This window comes from Dyadobacter sp. CY345 (assembly GCF_021502725.1).
Taxonomy (GTDB): Bacteria; Bacteroidota; Bacteroidia; order Cytophagales; family Spirosomataceae; genus Dyadobacter.
Window position 1 is genome coordinate 1,376,383 of the sequence record NZ_JAKFFS010000001.1, and the last position, 18,576, is coordinate 1,394,958.

Sequence of the window (18,576 nt, forward strand, 5' to 3'; positions counted from 1 at the left end):
TTAACCCAGCGTCTTACAATGAATCGAGAAAGTCAATATACAGTGGGACGCTCTTTTCAACAAAATCCACAGAAGTATTGAATTCCATGCCATAGTATGCAAATAACGGCCTGTAATCAGCTTTTACATATTCGAAGGAAAGTTGGAACGGGCGGGTTAATTCTCCCAACGGATATTTATATACTCCTGACGGCCCAAGTTCTTGTTCATCCACACCTAATGAGATGGCGAGGGCAACTTTCTTTCCACCAACTTTATAACCACTTTTACTGCCATAAGCCCATCCATGCGTCAATACTTCATCAAGCCATTTTTTGAAAAGCGATGGACAATTGAACCAGTAATACGGAAATTGAAATACGATCCGTTCATATTGTTCAATCAGTTTTTGTTCAGCTAACACATCAATCCGCTCGTCTGGATAAATTTCATGTAATGAGTGAACAGTGAACTTATCGGGAAATTTATTCAACTCCTCAATCCACCTTTTATTTACGACCGAGTTTTTGATATCCGGGTGGATAACGATTACTAATGTTTTCATTTTTTAAACTTTAATTATGAAACAAAAGTAGAGTGCTTACTGTAATTTTTGTAGGTTAGCGTCCCATTGTGAGGTACTATAAAAAATGTAAGTAATGACAAAGATCAAAGAATCGTCAACCAATTTTGCCAATAAAACAGCGTTGGAGGAAGAGTGTCCGGAGGTATATGCAACCAACCTTATTGGCGGCCAATGGTCCCTGGTGATCTGTTCCTGGTTGCTTAACGGAAAATTGAGATTTGGAGAATTGAAAAGGCATTTGCCGAACATAACGGAACGAATGCTGACCCTTCAATTGCGAAAACTGGAAGCAAATTATATAGTGAAACGGACCGTTTTTGCTGAGGTTCCGCCAAGAGTAGAGTACGAGCTGACTTCCATCGGATATGAATTAGGTCCCATTATTAAACAGCTGGAAAGTTGGGGAGAAAAACATAAAATGACCTATGGCGAAGCGTGAAAAGTCTACTTGGAATTAAATTATCTAAAATAAAATACCCTCCATTATTTGCGGCTTAATCATGAAATATTTTTTTCTCCTATTGAACCTGATGCTTCTAACTGCATGTCAGAAAAAGGATTATACCGCAGGGTCGGTTGTGAAGCAGGGAGAAACTTATGAAATTGGTGCTGTGTTACCGGAACTTCGGTTTATTAAAAACGATACCGCTCATGTCGCGCTATATCCAAGTGCAAGAGTATTTTATCTTGACTTGAAGATCAAAAATAGTGAGCACTATATCCGTATGATCCGCTCGGCTCAGAAAGGTAATCTCCCGGTGAGAGCCCGGATTTTTACGCGGCCATATTCGCTTGCCGGTGAGGAGATTTCTGAGATATATCCGCCCACGGCCCAAGACATCAGCAACTTTAAGACTGCAATGCGTCCTGAATAAATTATCTCAAAGCACTTATAATTCATTATGCAGTTTATAGTGAAGCACAGTTACTCCACACTCATAAGGTGTTGCACTGATCAAAATTAGTTTTTGACGCTCGTTGAGCAAATCAAAAATCCTCATTCCTTTATTGATCATCACTGGATTGACAAACAAATAAAACTCGTCAATATGTCCGCCGGCGATCAGGGAAGATACAAATCCTGCGCCGCCGTATACCAAAATATCTTTGCCATTCTGATTTTTCAGGCTCGCAATTTCTTCGGCCAGGTTTCCTTTGGCAAGCGAGGTATTGGTTCCAAATGGCTGATCCAGTGTTCTGGAAAATATGACTTTTGGGATGTTCACCATTTTCCGGGCAAAGGTAATTTTATCGCTGTCGGCTTTATATCCTTCGAAATGGGGAATGAATTTCTCTGCCATTTTTCTGCCGATAATTAAAGTGTCCGAGTTATCCGGCAACGCGTCGATAAGCTCCCAAAGTTTTTCATCAGCACCGACGACCCAGTCTTCCTCACCATTAATTCCTGCAACATATCCGTCAACGGTTATCTGCATCTGCAATCTCAGTTTTCGCACGGCTTGTCAATTATTTTGAAAAATAATTTCAAGTTATTAATTTTTTTCTTTGGAATACACAGATATCAATTGCCATGCTGCTGAACGTATTATTCACCATAAGATACGCTCTTAACGGTTTTGATAATTACTAAAATATTGTGGTACAGATTTTTAATTAGATAAATTTTAGCCGAGATTAAAAAGTGATTAAACTTTGCTGTTATTTCTTTGTCTAAAAACTAACGTTCCCTTTCGGCCAAAAATCTCATCCCGACATGAAAACTTTTTTGATTTATTTTTTACTGATCATCTTTTTTGTCCATTATGCAAACGCTCAGCAGCCGTCCGGAGGTTTTTCAATCAAAGGTAAACTGGAAGACACGGATAAAAATCCCGTACTCTTTGCCAGTGTTGCGTTATATAGTGTCGCTGATTCTGCGCTGGTTGGTGGTGTGACATCGGATGAAACGGGAAATTTTAATTTGCCAGCCGGACCTGGGAATTACTTTCTCAAAATTACATTTTTGACCCTTGATGAGAAAATTGTTCCCGATGTGAAGGTTGCAGGAAAAAATGTGAATCTAGGAACAATTAAAATGACCGCGAATGCAAAAGTATTGCGTGAAGTGGTTGTGCGGGGTGAGAAAAGCCAGATGGAGCTGCAACTGGATAAAAGAGTGTTTAATGTCGGAAAAGACATGAGCAATGTGGGAAGTAACGCATCAGATATTTTGAATAATATGCCGTCTGTAACAGTTGATGTGGATGGAAACGTGGCGCTTCGCGGAAGTGGAAATGTTCGGATTCTTATCGATGGAAAACAGTCGGGTATGGTAGGGATGAATCCTGCTGAGGCACTCAAACAGATACCAGGCGACCTGATTGAAAGTATCGAAATTATTACAAATCCATCTTCACGTTATGATGCGGAAGGAGAAGTTGGGATCCTTAATATTGTGATGAAGAAAAATATCCGGTATGGATTAAACGGTTCTTTTACCGGAACTGCCGGTTATCCCTCTAATTTTGGCGGTTCTTTCAATGTCAATTATCGGAAGAAGAAGGTAAATCTGATCGCAAGTTACGGGCATTTGTATAGGGAGGGACCCGGGCGGGGATTTTCCAGGCAAGCTTATACTGGTGCCGACACGAGCTTCGTATATGAACAGAAAACGAACAGAACGCGGGGCGGTTATTCCAACAGTTTTATGGTTGGAATGGATTATTTTCTAAATAAATACAACACACTGAATGCAACGCTATCTTTCCGAAAATCCAGAAATAAAAACAAATCTCTTCTTGAATACAGGGATTTCGACTTAAATAATAATCCTACGCGGACAGTTCTCCGCAGCGAAAACGAAACAGAGCCGAGGGCAAACTTTGAGGCGGCTTTGAACTACAACAAAACCTTTGAAACGAAAGGCAAGAGTCTGAGTTTTGTAGGTAAATACATTTTAAGTGATGAGACGGAAGCTGCGTTATTCAACGAAAGTACGCAAGGCGAAGCGACCAGCATTGTGCAACGCTCGTTCAATACCGAGGATGAAAAAAATATTCTTTTTCAACTGGATTTTATCCAGCCTTTTGGTAAGAACGGGAAAATTGAATCGGGATTAAAAAGCTCTATTCGCTTGCTGGATAACGATTTTTCAGTGCACCAGCAGAATCCGCAAATGAATTGGGTTATCCTGCCAGATTTTGATAACCGGTTTGCCTATGACGAGAAAATCCATGCAGCTTATCTGATGGCGAGTAATCAGTTGGGGAAGGTTTTTATCCAGGCCGGACTTCGTGGTGAATATTCCGATATTAATACAGAGCTGAAAAAAACCAATGTAAAAAATCGTCGCAAATACTTCAATTTGTTTCCAAGCGTGCATTTGTCATATAAATTAAAAGAAAGTCAAACACTACAACTGAGTTATAGTTACCGGTTAAGCCGGCCTGATTTTAGAAGCTTGCTGCCTTTTTCTAATTTTAGCGATTCCCGTGTTTTCAGAGCCGGAAACCCTCTTTTAAATCCTGAATATACCCATTCTTTTGAAGCCGGGCATTTAATGAATTTTGAAAAGGGGACGCTTCTTTCCAGTGTTTACTATCGCCATAGATTAGGTGTTGTAGAAGATATCACTTCTGTCGACTCATCTGGTTTTACGACGGTAACTCCGGTAAATTTATCAACAGGTGATTCCTATGGTTTCGAGTTTAATCTCACCTACGATCCTTTTGACTGGTGGAAATGGGCTGCAAACGCCAATGTTTTCCGGGCTCAGAATCAAGGCGTTTATAATGATATTATCCTTAAAAGTGACACATACAGCTGGACGAGCAGAATTTCATCCCGATTAACACTTTTTAAAAACATCGATTTTCAGTCTTCTCTGAATTACCGTGCACCCAGAAGAACGACGCAGGGTAGAGAGCTTTCCCAATATGCCATCGATCTGGGACTTTCCCGTGACATTCTAAAAGGCAGAGGAACGGTTACCGCCAGCGTCCGCGATTTATTTAATAGTAGAAAACGTAGAAGTATTACTGAAAACGCAGGATATTATTCAGAATCAGAGTTTCAATGGCGGGCAAGGCAGTTTATTGTAACTTTTTCTTACCGCCTGAATCGTACAAAAGAGAATGAGCGAGGCGCTGACAACGTCGATAATGAAGACAGCTGAGATCATTTTTGACTAAGCGGCTCTAAGTTTTGTTTCTACTTAGTTGCATGGCAATTCCTTGTTGTCCTATTTTTATCCTGAAAGTTATTCTTTCAATTAATTCAGAAAATGGTTTGTTTTCAATATTGTCCTAATTTCGCTGAAAATATGGAGCGTATAATGGTTAGTGTTGTTAATAATCACCTGAATGAATAAGTTTTTAAGTTGGTTCATCGTATCAATAATATTTGCATTATTATTATGCAGTTTGCAAATGGCAAACGCGCAGGTGATTCGGAAGAGGACAACATTGCTGATGGGCAGCCGGTTTGACATTACCATCGTTGCGCAAGATTCGCTTTCGGCTGAAGATAATATTGATACTGTTATTGCGGAAATATCAAGAATTGAAAACCTTATCTCCGATTGGAAGGAAACTTCACAGGTATCCGAAGTGAACAGAAATGCCGGAATCAAGCCCGTAAAAATAGATAAGGAAGTTTTTGAATTAACTAAAAGAGCGATTCGTTTTTCGGAAATCACAAATGGCGCTTTCGATATCAGTTTCGGGTCTATGGAAAAGGTCTGGAAATTTGATGGATCGATGAAAGAAATCCCGTCTGCTGAAACTGTTCAGCGATCAGTTGCGAAAGTGGGGTATAAAAACATTATACTTGATAGCACGAACTCGACCATTTTTTTGAAACTGGAAGGAATGAAAATAGGTTTCGGATCCATAGGAAAAGGCTATGCTGCGGATAGGGGGAGGAATATTATGATGGCACGCGGCATTAAGGCCGGCATCGTAAATGCTTCCGGGGATATGAGTACATGGGGCAAACAACCTAATGGGAAAGACTGGATTGTCGGCATTACAAACCCTTTTGATACTGAGAAATTATTGGGAAAAATTGCTTTGAAACAAGCTGCGGTTGCTACTTCCGGTAATTATGAAAAATTCGTTGAAATCGAAGGTAAGCGGTTTTCTCACATAATAAATCCATTAACCGGATATCCTGCAACGGGTGTTGCCAGCGTCACTGTCGTCGGACCGGAAGCAGAAATGGCAAACGGTTTCAGTACGTCGCTAGTCGTATTGGGAGTGCAAAAAGGAATGGAAGTTATTCGTCAATATTCTGATTATCAATGTATTTTTGTTTCTGATAACGGTGAGATAACCACTTCCAGCCAATTAAATAAAAAAAACTACCGTTTGAAATAGAAAGTATCGCTTACACTATTTTGGTATTTGACTTTGATGAAATATAATTGTTTGGTAATTAAATTTGTATAAATTTGAAAATAAACAATTCAAGTCCTTCTGAAACAATCTAATTTTATTTACAAATGATGAAGACAAAGTACTTCCTGATGATGATTATGGCTGTCAGTTTATTTTCAATTGCTGCCAGACAAACAGAATTAGCCGATGAAATAATTGGTACGTGGAAATATTCAATTTCCAATGTTCCGCCCGAATATGAGTCGGGATATATGACTTTTGAGCAAAAAGATAACAAAACTGTGGGCTACATGGGTGAAGATAAGCAGCCTATGCAGGAACTTTCTATCGATCAGGGAAAAGTTAGTTTCCAGACAAGTTTCGACGGTGGTTTGATTAAATATACGCTGACGCAAAAGGGCGATTCACTTAAAGGTGCGGTATCAACGCCTTATGGAGAATTTCCGGTCGTTGCTGTGAAAGAAGCGAAAAAATAAGTTTTAAGAAATTAGCGCTTTTGGTAAGAGAGGATATTTTTAAATATCCTCTCTTTTTTTATGTGACGTTTTGATAGCGATTCGAAGTAAGTGGGAATAAAGGTGCTTCAACAGATGAAAATTGATTGAAAATGCATCTAAACCAATACAGCCGGTCAGTTAAATGACTGCCTGAATTCCAAAGGCGAAAGGTCGGTTTTTGATTTAAACAACTTGCTGAATGACTGAGGGTGCTCAAAGCCAAGGCTGTAAGCAATTTCGCTTACCGACAAAGCCGTGACAGATAATTGTTCTTTTGCCTTTTCAATGAGTTTATCATGGATGTGCTGCTGAGTACTTTGCCCTGTCAAAACTTTAAGCAGACCGCTTAGATAACTTGGAGATAAATTCAATGAATCGGCAATATATTGAACCGTAGGTAAACCTTGTTTGGATATAACATCGCTGTTAAAATAGTTAGCCAAAAGTTTTTCCAATCGGTTCAATACCTGATGATTGGTTATTTTTCTGGTAATAAACTGACGTTGATAAAACCGTTCGGAATAGGTAAACAATAATTCAAGCTGCGCAATAATAACGTCCTGACTGAATTTATCAATGTTGGAATGATATTCCTGTTCTATATTCTGTAATATTCCTGCAATCATCGTTTCTTCTTTTGGAGATAAATGCAGCGCTTCGTGCACAGCGTAACTAAAATACTCGTATTGTTTTATTTTTTGAGCCAAAGGAGTGTTCCACAAAAAGTCAGGATGGAGAAGTAGTGACCATCCTTTATGTTGTATCGCTGTGTCCGCCTCAATGGAAAAAACCTGGCCGGGAGAAATGAAAAACATGACGCCTTCATCAAAATCGTATTCCTGCTGCCCATACTTCATTTTTGCATTAAAACTGCGTTTCAGAGCAATAGAGTAAAAATTATTTACAATGCTTTTAGGCTCGTCATCGCGCAACCTGGTGACATTTTCAAAATTAATTACGCTGATCAGCGGATGTTCCGGCTTAGGCAAATATCTGAACTGATGCCATTCTGCGATTGATTTGATCCGATAAGGTTCTGTTTTCGTCATTATCCAAATTAGCAAATTTTACTTAAAAGCCAACGCAAATTCGCGGGCAAAATCCTCCATTTTAACATTACCTAAAATAGCAGGTTTATTTCTGTGGTAATCTGCCGCCAGCAACCCGCTTTGCAAAGCACCGTACATTTCTACCAGACCCGCTGCAATTTCAGGATTCATCCCGGCGCCTTCCAGTCCTTGCTGTACCTGTTCATCTGAAACAATTTTCCATTGTAAATCAGGTTTACCAATTACTGCTCCCAGTATTCGTGCAGTTTCTGGCCCGGTAAGTTCTTCGCTGGCTACATACCGAACTTTCCGTTCCAAGAAACCGGATTCTATCTCTTCCGCCACAACGTCAGCAATGTCTATTGGAGAAACCCATGGAATTAAGGAATTTCCATAATTTGTTATAATAGCACCAGCATTTTTAATTATCTCAACATACCCATACAAATTATAATAAAAAGAAGTTGGACGAATATGGATGACTGTAATTGTTTGAGGCAATTTATCCAGGATTTCTTCTACGCCATGTGCACCGAGTAAAATACCCGAACCCTTTTCTAGTTCGCCGCCAATGGTGCTGAGATTAATTACTCGCTCAACGCCGGATTCCTGAATCGCATAAGCGAAATTGTCGCCTATCTCACGATAGTATGCCATCAGGTCAAGAGACTGATCGAAATAGTTGGCGGGAGGAACCATGGTATATACCACGTCTGAGCCAGTGAAACTTGCTTTTAGGAACGCTGCATCCTGCAATGACCCGATTGCAGCTTCTGCTCCCAATGTTTGAATGTCTTTTCGTTTTTCTTCATTACTGCTGATTACAGTTACCGAATGCCCCTTCTGTAACAATTTTTCCGCGAGCGGCTTGCCAATATGTCCCAATGAACCTGTTAATGTGATTTTCATTTCTTTGCGTTTTTATGATAAGGCAAAGGTGCATGGTATTGTAGTTTGTTAAGTAGCCGAATCTACTGTCGTTGTATCCAAAACAGATAGGTGTATTGATTCCGAGACTGAATCTTCATTTATACTTGATATAAATTATCTCAGTTGTCTTTTTGAGAAAGCGAGCGGGATTTACAGATTTACATATAACTAAAATGCTATTTAGTATAGTTTTGGCTGAGTTCATGATAAGTTAATAATGCCTTAATGACAGCAACATATTGAAAGGCCTTTTTTGCACTTTAATTTAATAATCAACTCATGCAAAAAAGATTTTTACTTACTACAATCCTGATTTTATGTTGTACGTTTTGTTGTTTTTACGCCGTTAAAGCGCAAACGACACAGGCGTCAATTTCCGGTACAATTTCCGACAATCAGAATGCTGAACTTGCGGGTGCAACAGTTCAGGTGAAAAACGAATCGACGGGGTTTTCTACGGCGACTTCTACCAATGCAAAGGGGGAATATGCTTTTAAAGAATTACCATTGGGCGGTCCTTACACCGTTATCGTAAGTTATGTAGGTTTTGGTGAGCAGAAAAGAACTGGTTATGTTCTTCACCAGGGAGATGCGATCAAGGTGAAAATCGATATGATGGAAGCTGGTCAGACGCTGGAAGTGGTGCAGGTTGTGGCATCCGGTATAAAAAATAAGATCGAAAATATCGGAGCTTCTACTGCCATCTCGGCGCGTGATATCACAAGGTTGCCGGTTAACGGACGTAATTTTACTTCGCTAATGGAGCTTTCTCCGTTAAGCAGAGGTGGAAATATTTCTGGACAGCTGGGTTCGTCGACCAATTATACTATCGACGGTATGAACGCGAAAAATCCGACTTCGGCCGGATCCACGACCAGCAGAAGTGGTGCGCCTTATTCAATTTCTATTGAAGCCGTGCGTGAATTTCAGGTTGTGACCAACCAGTATGACGTTACCTACGGTCGTAGTGGTGGTGGTACTGTAAGCGCCGTGACGAAATCCGGTACGAATAAATTCAGCGGTAGCGCTTTCAATTATAGCCGCGCTAACTGGCTTTCAAGTCCTTATGACATTCGTGGAAATAAATTAAATACGACATTCTCAACGAATCAGTTTGGGTTTTCATTGGGCGGACCGATCATCAAGGATAAACTGCACTTTTTTGTAGCCTGGGATCATCAGCAGGATACACGTCCTTTTGTAATTGCCGACGTATTGACGCCAGCTGACGAAAACCGTTTCAATATTACAAGATCTACTTTGGATAAATTTGTTGACATAGCGCGTAACAAATATGGCGTTGCCAACACACCTCAGTATGGAACTTTTGACAAAAAACGTGGCTCTGATGCTGTGTTTGCACGTATTGACTGGCAGATCAACAAGAAAAACCTTCTGACGATCCGCGACAATTTTACAAGCGACAGAAACAAACTGGGTCTTCAGGATAATACGGCAATTAATATTTACGAATCTACCGCGAATGATTACAACGTTGACAACAGCCTTTTGGCTTCTCTACGTTCGTCGATCACTTCCAAGCTTACCAACGAATTAAAAGTTCAGCATTTATATACGCATCAGAAAAGCAGCCCGGGAGATCAGCTTCCTGCTGCCAACATTCCAAGAGCAATTGTGGAAGGCGTTGTGTCGACTTTAAGTGACGGAACTACAAAATCTACCAATATTCAAATGGGAGGTCACCGTTTCGCGCAGGAAGGTTTTACCAACAATGTTTTACAACTTGTCGATAATCTTTATTACAACACGGATAAAGTTGAATATACATTCGGTATCGATTTGATGTATACCAATTCAAAATCAACCTATGGAAGTGAAGTGAACGGACGTTTCCATTATACGGTGGATGCTGCTGCCGGAAAAACTGCATTGGATAAATTCAATGATTTACAGCCTTACCGTTATTATCGCGAAGTGCCTTTGATGGATGACTGGTCGGTGAAGGGAAATATTCTGAATGCCGGGATTTATGGTCAGATGAAAACCAAACTGGCGTTAGGTCTTGATATGGTTGCAGGTCTTCGTCTGGATTATGCACATTATCCAACCTCGCCGCTTAACCAGACACTTTTTGATGAATTGGCGATCCGGACAGATCACCGCTTGAAATCATTTGTAGTGCAGCCACGTCTTCAATTTACATGGGATGTGAATGAAAGACATACGGATATCGTTCGTGTCGGTGGTGGTATTTTTGCGTCTGATATTAACAATTATGTTTTGATAAACAACCTTACATTCGACGGTAAACATTTGGCTACTGTCGATGTGCGTTCTCCAAATATTCCAACGCCGAACTTTAATGAATATCGTTCGAATTTTGGCAGCATTCCGAGTCTTGATGCATTGCAAGTGCCAACAATTAACACCAACGGATCGGACGCACGTGTGCCTGTGATGTACAAAGCCAATGCGTCATACAGCCATTATTTTACGGATAAATTAAGAGTTGGCGTTGCCGGATACATGACTTTAGGACGTAATAATTATTTCTACGTTGACAGAAACATGGCCGATGAGCCATTCTTCCGACTTGCCAACGAAGATAACCGCGGAGTATATGTGCCTTTAAGCTCAATGCCTGCGAATGGTGCTGGGGACTGGTTGCAAGGACGTAAAAGTACAAAATTCGGTCGTGTTCTTGAATTGAACAGCCAGGGGGAAATTAACCAGTTTGCCTTTGTAGCCGATGCGACTTATCAGTATTTTAAAGATGGAGAGATCACGATGAGTTATACTTACAACGATACCAGGGATAATACTTCTTACAACGGTAACGTGGCTAACACCGCTACTTTGTCTTTACCTGTAAAAGATGATCCGCGGGATCTTTCCAATATGACTTACTCGGATAACCATTTTCGCCACAAAATCGTATTTTACGGATCGCTGCCTTCGTTCTATGGCGTTAATGTGGGTATCCGTTATTCAGGAATTGGCGGAACAAGATATACGCTTTTGTCGGGAGCTAACAGTAATGCTGACTTTGTTTCAGGAAGTAATGACCTTGCTTACGTTTTCGACAGAAACGATCCAAGCGTTCCGGAAAATGTGAGAACAGGATTACAGGCTATTATCGACAATCCGGATGCGAGCCAGAGTGTGAAGGATTATATCAATAAATATTCTGGTAAAATGGCGGAAAGAAATGGTGGTATCAACAATTTTTATGGAGTTTGGGATTTGCGTGTTACGAAGAAATTCAGAATTTACAGATCGCAAAGCATCGAACTTTCAGCAGATATTTTCAACGTAGCCAACTTGCTCAAGAAAAGCTGGGGAACGAACGAATCGTTGGGAAGCCAGGCATTGTATGCACTGGGTATTCCAGCTACATCAGGATCAGCAGCAGTGCCAGGTTTTGATAGAGCCAACCAGAAATTTGTATATCGTGTAAATACGGCGGGTGTGGTTACGCCATCCGGAAATCCTTATCAGTTCCAGTTAGGATTGCGTTATGCTTTTTAAGTAAAAACGAAATTAAGTAATCGATAAAAAATTAAGGTTTTGAAGAAGCGGATTATCCGTTTTTTCAAAACCTTAATTTTTTTGTGATAAACCAGTGTAAAATACCATATTTCATTTTTTCTTAACCTCCGAATGTACCGCCACCAGCAGATTTTTTATTTGCTGTAAATCGGTTTCATTTTCCGGTAAAGTGTCTGTCTGGTGTTTATAATATTTCCATATCTCCAAAACATCCTCACTATTCACTTCAAAAGGCTGGTATAAGCTGTTCAGCGATTTTAGTAGCAGCTGGCTGTCATTTTGCACCGTTACCATTTTAAAAACAAAATCCTGATTGCCTTTTAAAATTACTATACAAGGCGTTTCAGGTTTCAGGTTTTTCCAATCCTGAACATATTCTGCAATTACATCACTGCCTTCCGGAATCGGCAACATCGAATCGCCGACAGTCGGGAACATGCGGAAAGTGCCACGTTCCGGTAAGTTTGGCAGCGAAAAGCGGGGAAGGGCTGCAAGATATTGAGGATCGTTATATCCTGCCTGATATCCGGCTTTTGCTTTGATTGGCACGTATTCCGTGTTTTCCCGATTTTCTTTATCAACGGTAATTGCCAGCACACGGATCTGGCTTCCCGTCATGTAAACGTCATTTCCGGATTGAAGTTCTTTAAGTTTAAATTCACCAAGTTTCGTCAGATCCACTTTTAGCAGGGTATCCACGCTTACCTTAAAATATTCTGAAAATTTAATGAGATCCTGCGCAGAAGGATTTTTTGTCTTACCGGATTCGAGCGCCTGTAATTTATTTCTCGACAGATTAAGTACCTCTGAGATGTCCTCCTGGCTGAATTTCCTCCTTTCCCGAAGAAGCCGGATGTTGCTATGAAAAAAAAGAGTTGTAGTTGACATCGTATCTTGTTATAATTGGAAACATTAATTTGTTGCTCACAGTAACAAATATACATTTATTTTACAATGATACAATCTGCGCCTAAAAATGATATGCTGGAAAAGCTGCAAAAGGAGATTCTTTCTTTGCAGGGATTCCGGTTGCCTTCCGGTGGTCAGCGTATTGATTTTGGTTTGGGGAAAATTGAATCAGCATTTCCTAACAAAACATTCCCGGTAGGAGCGGTACATGAATTCTTAAGCGGAAGTCCTGAGGATTCAGCTGCGACCACCGGTTTTATGTCAGGGCTGATAAGTCGTCTGATGGGAGAGTCAGGCGCTTGTTTATGGATAAGCAATAAAAGAACAATTTTTCCGCCGGCGCTAAAAGCATTTGGGATTGCGCCGGACCGTGTAATTTTTATAGACCTTACCACCCAGAAAGATGTATTATGGGCGGTGGAAGAAGCGTTAAAATGTGAAGCCCTGGCAGCCGTGGTTGGAGAATTAAATGAAGTGACTTTTACACAGTCACGCAGGTTGCAACTGGCGGTGGAAAAGAGCAGGGTGACCGGTTTTTTACATCGGCATAACCCTAGAATTGTTAATACACTGGCTTGCGTTTCCCGTTGGAAAATTACGCCATTGAAAAGTGAACTGGAAGACGATATGCCTGGTGTAGGGTTTCCGCGCTGGCATGTTGAACTTCAAAAAGTCCGTAACGGCGAGCCTGGGAATTGGCAAATGGAATGGGCAGCAGGGCAGTTTCGGCATATTGAGACTGTCGCTTCTGAGTTAAAAAGACAATTGCTACAAACGGGTTGATGCAATTCTTTTGGAAATTTTTCACCATCCTGTAAGGCAGATTTCTAACTGAAGTTGAGTAAGTTGTTTCTAATTTCTTAAAAAAATTCTTGCCCCTTAAATTGCAAATTGTTATTATTGGAAACAAATATTTGTTGCTAATAGTAACAATATTCTAAAATTAGCATTTAAACCACTTGAAAACATGTCTCGACGTTATGCTACAATCTGGTTTCGCCACTTAACAACCGACTGGTTTGCCATGCAACAGCCAGCTTTAAAGGAAATCCCTTTTGTTTTAGCCTCTCCCGAACGGGGAAGGATGGTGGTGCGTGCTGCAAATATGCTTGCAGAAAGTAATGGCGTAGAAACCGGTATGGTGGTGGCCGACGCAAGAGCCGTATTTCCTGATCTTCAGGTATTGGACGATGACCCGGAACTATCCGCGAAACTATTGGCCACATTGGCAGAGTGGTCCATTCGTTATACGCCAATCGCCGGGATAGATTCTCCCAACGGAATAATTCTGGATATTTCAGGCTGTGCACATCTTTGGGGCGGAGAAAAAGCATACCTGAAAGATATTGTGATTAAACTTAAAACTTCAGGATATGATGTTCGTGCTGCCATTGCGGACACTATCGGCGCTGCCTGGGCGGTTTCCAGGTATGGACAGATTTCGCCAATCATCGGCCCTGGTGAACAGGCTGATGCGTTGCTGACACTGCCTCCTGCTGCTTTGCGTTTGGAGGCCGGAGTCATTGAGCGACTGCATAAGCTTGGTTTGTATCAGATACGCAATTTCATAGTTATGCCCCGGACAGTGCTTCGAAGGCGTTTTGGTCAGGCACTTTTAGACAGATTGGATCAGGCGCTTGGTCCGTCAAATGAAACCATAACACCGGTTCAGCCCTTGGAACCATATCAGGAAAGGTTGCCATGTCTTGAACCTATTGTTACAGCAGCCGGAATTAAAATTGCTCTGCAACGTCTGCTGGAAAAGTTGTGTCAGCGATTGTCAGGCGAAGAAAAAGGACTTCGTGCAGCAACGTTTAAGGGTTACCGTATGGACGGCAAAGTAGAACAAATTGATATTGTTACAAATGGTCCGTCATGTCATGCAACGCATTTATTTAAACTTTTTGAACTAAAAATAACCAGGATTGAACCGGCTCTGGGAATAGAATTATTTGTTCTGGAAGCCAACCAGGTGGAAGATATTGACCCCGTTCAGGAAACACTTTGGAAGGTATGCCGCGCTGATGATACCAGCTTGCTGGAATTGCTTGACAGACTGGCGGGCAGGGCAGGGATGAGTTCCATTCACAGGTATCTGCCAGATGAACATTACTGGCCGGAACGTTCAGTCAGGCAGGCTGCTTCATTAAAGGAACAATCTGAAACAAATTGGAGGACAGATCGTCTACGGCCGGTTCATTTGCTGGCAAGGCCGGAAATAATTTATGTGAGTGCACCGATACCGGATTATCCGCCAATGTTATTTCGATATAAGGGAAAAGTTCACAAAGTTAGCAAGGCGGACGGCCCCGAGCGGATTGAGCGGGAATGGTGGCTGGACGAGGGGTTACATCGGGATTATTACTGCCTGGAAGATGAATCAGGTGCCCGGTACTGGGTTTTCAGGCTTGGATATTACGACGGAAACAAACCAGAATGGTTCATTCACGGTTTTTTTGCCTGATTAAAAACAAGTGTCATGAGCTATACAGAATTACAGGTCACCACTAATTTCAGCTTCCTGCGCGGCGGCTCGCACCCGGAAGAGCTGGTTGAACAGGCAGCACTTTTAGGATATAAGGAAATTGCGATTACCGATCATAACACGCTGGCTGGAATTGTGAGAGGCCATGCCGCAGCCAAAAAGCTGGGCATCAGAATTATTCCGGCCTGCCGTCTGGATTTGCTTGACGGACCTGGACTTCTTGCTTACCCAACCACAAAGGAAGCATATTCACAGCTCTCAGGATTATTGTCGGAAGGTAATCTGCGGGCGGAAAAAGGGAAGTGTCATTTGTATAAAGCCGATGTCTACCGGTATGCAAAAGGTATAAAATTTATTGCAGTGCCGCCTGCGTCGCTGAATGAAGTTTTTGATTTTGATCCTTCATTTCAATCGTTGTTAAAAGAATACCGGCAGTTTTTAGGGAAGGATCTGTACATCGCTGCTTCGCGGTCATACCAGGGTGATGATACCAAAAAACTTTACCGAATTTCGCAGCTGGCAAAGCGGCTGGATATTCCCATGGTGGCCACCAATGATGTTTATTATCACAATCCCGGGCGGCGGGAATTACAGGATATTGTTACCTGTATCCGGGAAAAATGTACAATCCATAATGCAGGATTTAAGCTGTATCAGAATGGGGAAAGGTATTTGAAACCCATTGAAGAAATGCAGCGGCTTTTCAGAAAATATCCTGATGCTGTCCGCCGTGCCCAGGAAATTGCTGACGCATGCCGGTTTTCGCTGGATTCGCTGACCTATATTTATCCGGAAGAAATTACAGAAGAAGGACGAACGCCAATGGAGGAGCTGAAATATTTGACCTGGAAAGGAGCGGCAGAACATTTCGGAGAAAATTTACCTGAAAAAATCATTTCTTCCATACATCACGAAATGAAATTTATTGAGGAAATGGACTATGCTCCTTATTTCCTTACTGTTTATGACATTGTCCGTTTTGCAAGAGAGCAAAAAATATTGTGTCAGGGAAGAGGCTCTGCTGCTAATTCGACAGTTTGTTTTTGTCTTGGAATTACTTCTGTAAACCCTACCAAATTTGATCTTTTGTTTGAGCGATTTATTTCATCCGCACGAAATGAACCGCCCGATATTGATGTGGATTTTGAACATGAGAGGCGGGAAGAGGTTATCCAATATATCTACAACAAATATGGCAGAGACCGCGCCGCCATTGTCGCAACGGTAACCCAGCAGCATCAGCGCGGCGCGATCAGGGATGTAGGGAAGGCGATGGGGCTTTCGGTGGATGCCATTAATCGGCTTTCAAGTTCAATCTGGGAGTTTACGGATGAATGGTTTGAAGGAAAACGGATTGCGGAGCACGGGTTTAATCCTGAGGACAAACATCTTCTAAAAATATTGGATCTTACGAAGCAGTTCATGGGTTTTCCCAGGCAGCTTGGTCAGCATACCGGCGGGTTTGTAATTACCCGCGGAAAACTTTCAGATCTGTGTCCGATACTGAATGCACGTATGGAAAACCGGACCTGTATTGAATGGAATAAGGATGACATTGATGCGCTGGGCTTTTTAAAGATCGATGTGCTCGCTCTCGGTATGCTGACCTGTATCCGAAAGGCGTTTGATCTGGCTAAAAAACATTACAACATGGATCTGACGCTCGCGAATATCAAACAGGACGATCCTGTGGTTTATGAAATGATCAGCCACGCCGATACAATCGGTGTTTTTCAAATTGAAAGTCGTGCGCAGCAATCCATGCTTCCCAGGTTGAGGCCAAGCTGTTTTTATGATCTGGTGATAGAAGTGGCCATTGTGCGTCCCGGCCCAATCCAGGGAGATATGGTGCATCCATATCTGCGCCGGAGAAATGGGGAAGAAGATGTAGAATATCCTTCGCCAGAGCTTAAAGAAATTTTGCAAAGGACACTTGGAGTTCCGCTTTTCCAAGAACAAGCGATGAAAATTGCGATTGTCGCGGCAGGTTTTACCGCAGCCGAGGCAGATGAACTGCGTCGGAGTATGGCCACTTTTAAAGTGAAAGGAATGGTAACGCGTTTTGAAAAAAAGCTGGTGGATGGTATGACGGAAAGAGGTTATACCGAAGAATTTGCAAGACGTGTATTTAAGCAGCTGGAAGGTTTCGGAAGTTATGGATTTCCTGAAAGTCATGCGGCCAGTTTCGCTTTGCTTGTTTATGTTTCGTGTTGGATAAAATGTTACCTGCCCGATGTTTTCGCTGCGGCTTTATTAAACAGTATGCCCATGGGATTTTACCAGCCCGCTCAGATTGTTATTGATGCCAGAAAAAACAATGTGGAGGTACAGCCGGTTGATATTAATTATTCCAACTGGGATAATCTGCTGGATGAAAATGTTGAGGAGAAAGAATATTATCCGATCAGACTTGGATTTCGACAGATTAAAGGATTGCGGGAGGAAGATATTGTTGCTCTTGTTTCAGGAAGAGATCGACCGTATGCCAGTATACATGCGCTGCGCGATGCAGGAGTTTCCCAATCTGCGCTTGAAAGATTGGCGGATGCCGATGCGTTCCGGTCAATCGGACTGGACAGGCGGCAGGCTTTATGGGAAGTGTCGGCGCTGAATGACCGGCCAACGGGATTGTTTATCGGACAGCCTTCTGAAAGTACTTTTGAAAAGGGTGTACAACTTCCAAAAATGACGGATTCGGAGCATGTCGTTCAGGATTATGCCTCGACTTCCCTGTCTTTGAAAGCACATCCGGTAAGTTTTGTCCGTGAAAAGCTTGCCTTATTAAAAGCATTGACTACAAAAGATCTGGGAATAACAAACGAAGGCAGGATTGTGAAAGTAGCCGGATTGGTGTTGGTAAGGCAGCGGCCAGGTACGGCGGGAGGTGTCTGTTTTATCACCATCGAGGACGAAACCGGTTTTGCGAATCTGGTTATCTTTCAAAGTTTATTTGAAAAATACCGCAAAGAAATTCTTCGTTCGCGCTTGTTGATGGTGGAGGGGAAACTTCAAAAAGAAGGCGAAGTGATCCATGTTATTGTGAAAAGATGTTTCGATATGTCCGGATTGCTTCGGAAGCTGCATAAGACAGAGGAGGACCCGGCCTTGCTCACACTTTCAAGGGCAGATGAGAAAGATGAGTACGTTTCCCAAGCCATCAATAAACGAACGCAGGTAAGGAAAGATGTTCAAGCTGAAATATTTCCTTCAGGAAGAAATTTCAGGTAAAAAGGGCATGAATATTCTATTGATTTTATCAAAATCAGCTATTAATAATTTTGTTTTTTTTGAGCTA

General features: G+C 41.8%; 14 protein-coding genes. 9 read left to right on the forward strand and 5 right to left on the reverse strand.

Annotated features, from left to right (window positions below):
• Positions 1-13: 13 nt before the first annotated feature.
• A complete protein-coding gene (locus L0657_RS05745; protein ID WP_235149460.1) occupies positions 14-544 on the reverse strand; it encodes an NAD(P)H-dependent oxidoreductase in 531 nt (176 codons plus the stop codon).
• Between the two features lie 94 nt (positions 545-638).
• Between L0657_RS05745 and L0657_RS05750 the strand changes: the two genes are divergently transcribed.
• Together L0657_RS05750 and L0657_RS05755 are read left to right on the forward strand one after the other, a co-directional pair.
• On the forward strand, positions 639-1,004 hold the full coding sequence (locus tag L0657_RS05750; RefSeq protein WP_235149461.1) for a helix-turn-helix domain-containing protein: 366 nt from the start codon (positions 639-641) through the stop codon (positions 1,002-1,004).
• A 61-nt stretch (positions 1,005-1,065) separates the two neighbouring features.
• On the forward strand, positions 1,066-1,440 hold the full coding sequence (locus L0657_RS05755; RefSeq protein WP_235149462.1) for a hypothetical protein: 375 nt from the start codon (positions 1,066-1,068) through the stop codon (positions 1,438-1,440).
• A 15-nt stretch (positions 1,441-1,455) separates the two neighbouring features.
• Here the strand turns inward: L0657_RS05755 and L0657_RS05760 are convergent, their stop codons facing one another.
• Entirely contained in the window at positions 1,456-2,022 is a 567-nt protein-coding gene (locus L0657_RS05760) for a dihydrofolate reductase family protein (RefSeq protein WP_235149463.1), read from the reverse strand.
• A 257-nt stretch (positions 2,023-2,279) separates the two neighbouring features.
• On the opposite strand from L0657_RS05760, the gene L0657_RS05765 reads away from it, so the two are divergent.
• The 3 genes from L0657_RS05765 to L0657_RS05775 all read left to right on the forward strand — a co-directional run bounded on the left by L0657_RS05765 (position 2,280) and on the right by L0657_RS05775 (position 6,377).
• On the forward strand, positions 2,280-4,679 hold the full coding sequence (locus L0657_RS05765) for a TonB-dependent receptor domain-containing protein (RefSeq protein ID WP_235149464.1): 2,400 nt from the start codon (positions 2,280-2,282) through the stop codon (positions 4,677-4,679).
• A gap of 187 nt (positions 4,680-4,866) precedes the next feature.
• Positions 4,867-5,880: an FAD:protein FMN transferase gene (locus L0657_RS05770; protein ID WP_235149465.1), complete on the forward strand. Its 1,014-nt coding sequence runs from the start codon at positions 4,867-4,869 to the stop codon at positions 5,878-5,880.
• Between the two features lie 125 nt (positions 5,881-6,005).
• On the forward strand, positions 6,006-6,377 hold the full coding sequence (locus tag L0657_RS05775) for a hypothetical protein (protein WP_235149466.1): 372 nt from the start codon (positions 6,006-6,008) through the stop codon (positions 6,375-6,377).
• 155 nt (positions 6,378-6,532) lie between these two features.
• Here the strand turns inward: L0657_RS05775 and L0657_RS05780 are convergent, their stop codons facing one another.
• Both L0657_RS05780 and L0657_RS05785 read right to left on the reverse strand, forming a co-directional pair.
• Positions 6,533-7,447: an AraC family transcriptional regulator gene (locus L0657_RS05780; protein WP_235149467.1), complete on the reverse strand. Its 915-nt coding sequence runs from the start codon at positions 7,445-7,447 to the stop codon at positions 6,533-6,535.
• A gap of 18 nt (positions 7,448-7,465) precedes the next feature.
• Complete coding sequence (locus tag L0657_RS05785) at positions 7,466-8,356, reverse strand: NAD(P)H-binding protein (protein WP_235149468.1); 891 nt, start codon at positions 8,354-8,356, stop codon at positions 7,466-7,468.
• A gap of 300 nt (positions 8,357-8,656) precedes the next feature.
• Here L0657_RS05785 and L0657_RS05790 point away from each other — a divergent pair, with 300 nt between their 5' ends.
• Positions 8,657-11,866 carry a TonB-dependent receptor gene (locus tag L0657_RS05790; protein WP_235149469.1) on the forward strand — a complete coding sequence of 1,070 codons (3,210 nt, stop codon included), beginning with the start codon at positions 8,657-8,659 and terminating at the stop codon, positions 11,864-11,866.
• A 111-nt stretch (positions 11,867-11,977) separates the two neighbouring features.
• Here L0657_RS05790 and L0657_RS05795 read toward each other — a convergent pair whose 3' ends face one another.
• A complete protein-coding gene (locus L0657_RS05795) occupies positions 11,978-12,775 on the reverse strand; it encodes a LexA family transcriptional regulator (RefSeq protein WP_235149470.1) in 798 nt (265 codons plus the stop codon).
• A gap of 66 nt (positions 12,776-12,841) precedes the next feature.
• Between L0657_RS05795 and L0657_RS05800 the strand changes: the two genes are divergently transcribed.
• The 3 genes from L0657_RS05800 to L0657_RS05810 all read left to right on the forward strand — a co-directional run bounded on the left by L0657_RS05800 (position 12,842) and on the right by L0657_RS05810 (position 18,509).
• Positions 12,842-13,579, forward strand: coding sequence for an ImuA family protein (locus tag L0657_RS05800; RefSeq protein WP_235149471.1), 738 nt, complete (start codon positions 12,842-12,844; stop codon positions 13,577-13,579).
• 184 nt (positions 13,580-13,763) lie between these two features.
• Positions 13,764-15,260, forward strand: coding sequence for a DNA polymerase Y family protein (locus L0657_RS05805; protein WP_235149472.1), 1,497 nt, complete (start codon positions 13,764-13,766; stop codon positions 15,258-15,260).
• A gap of 15 nt (positions 15,261-15,275) precedes the next feature.
• Positions 15,276-18,509: an error-prone DNA polymerase gene (locus tag L0657_RS05810; RefSeq protein WP_235149473.1), complete on the forward strand. Its 3,234-nt coding sequence runs from the start codon at positions 15,276-15,278 to the stop codon at positions 18,507-18,509.
• The last annotated feature ends 67 nt before the right edge of the window (positions 18,510-18,576 follow it).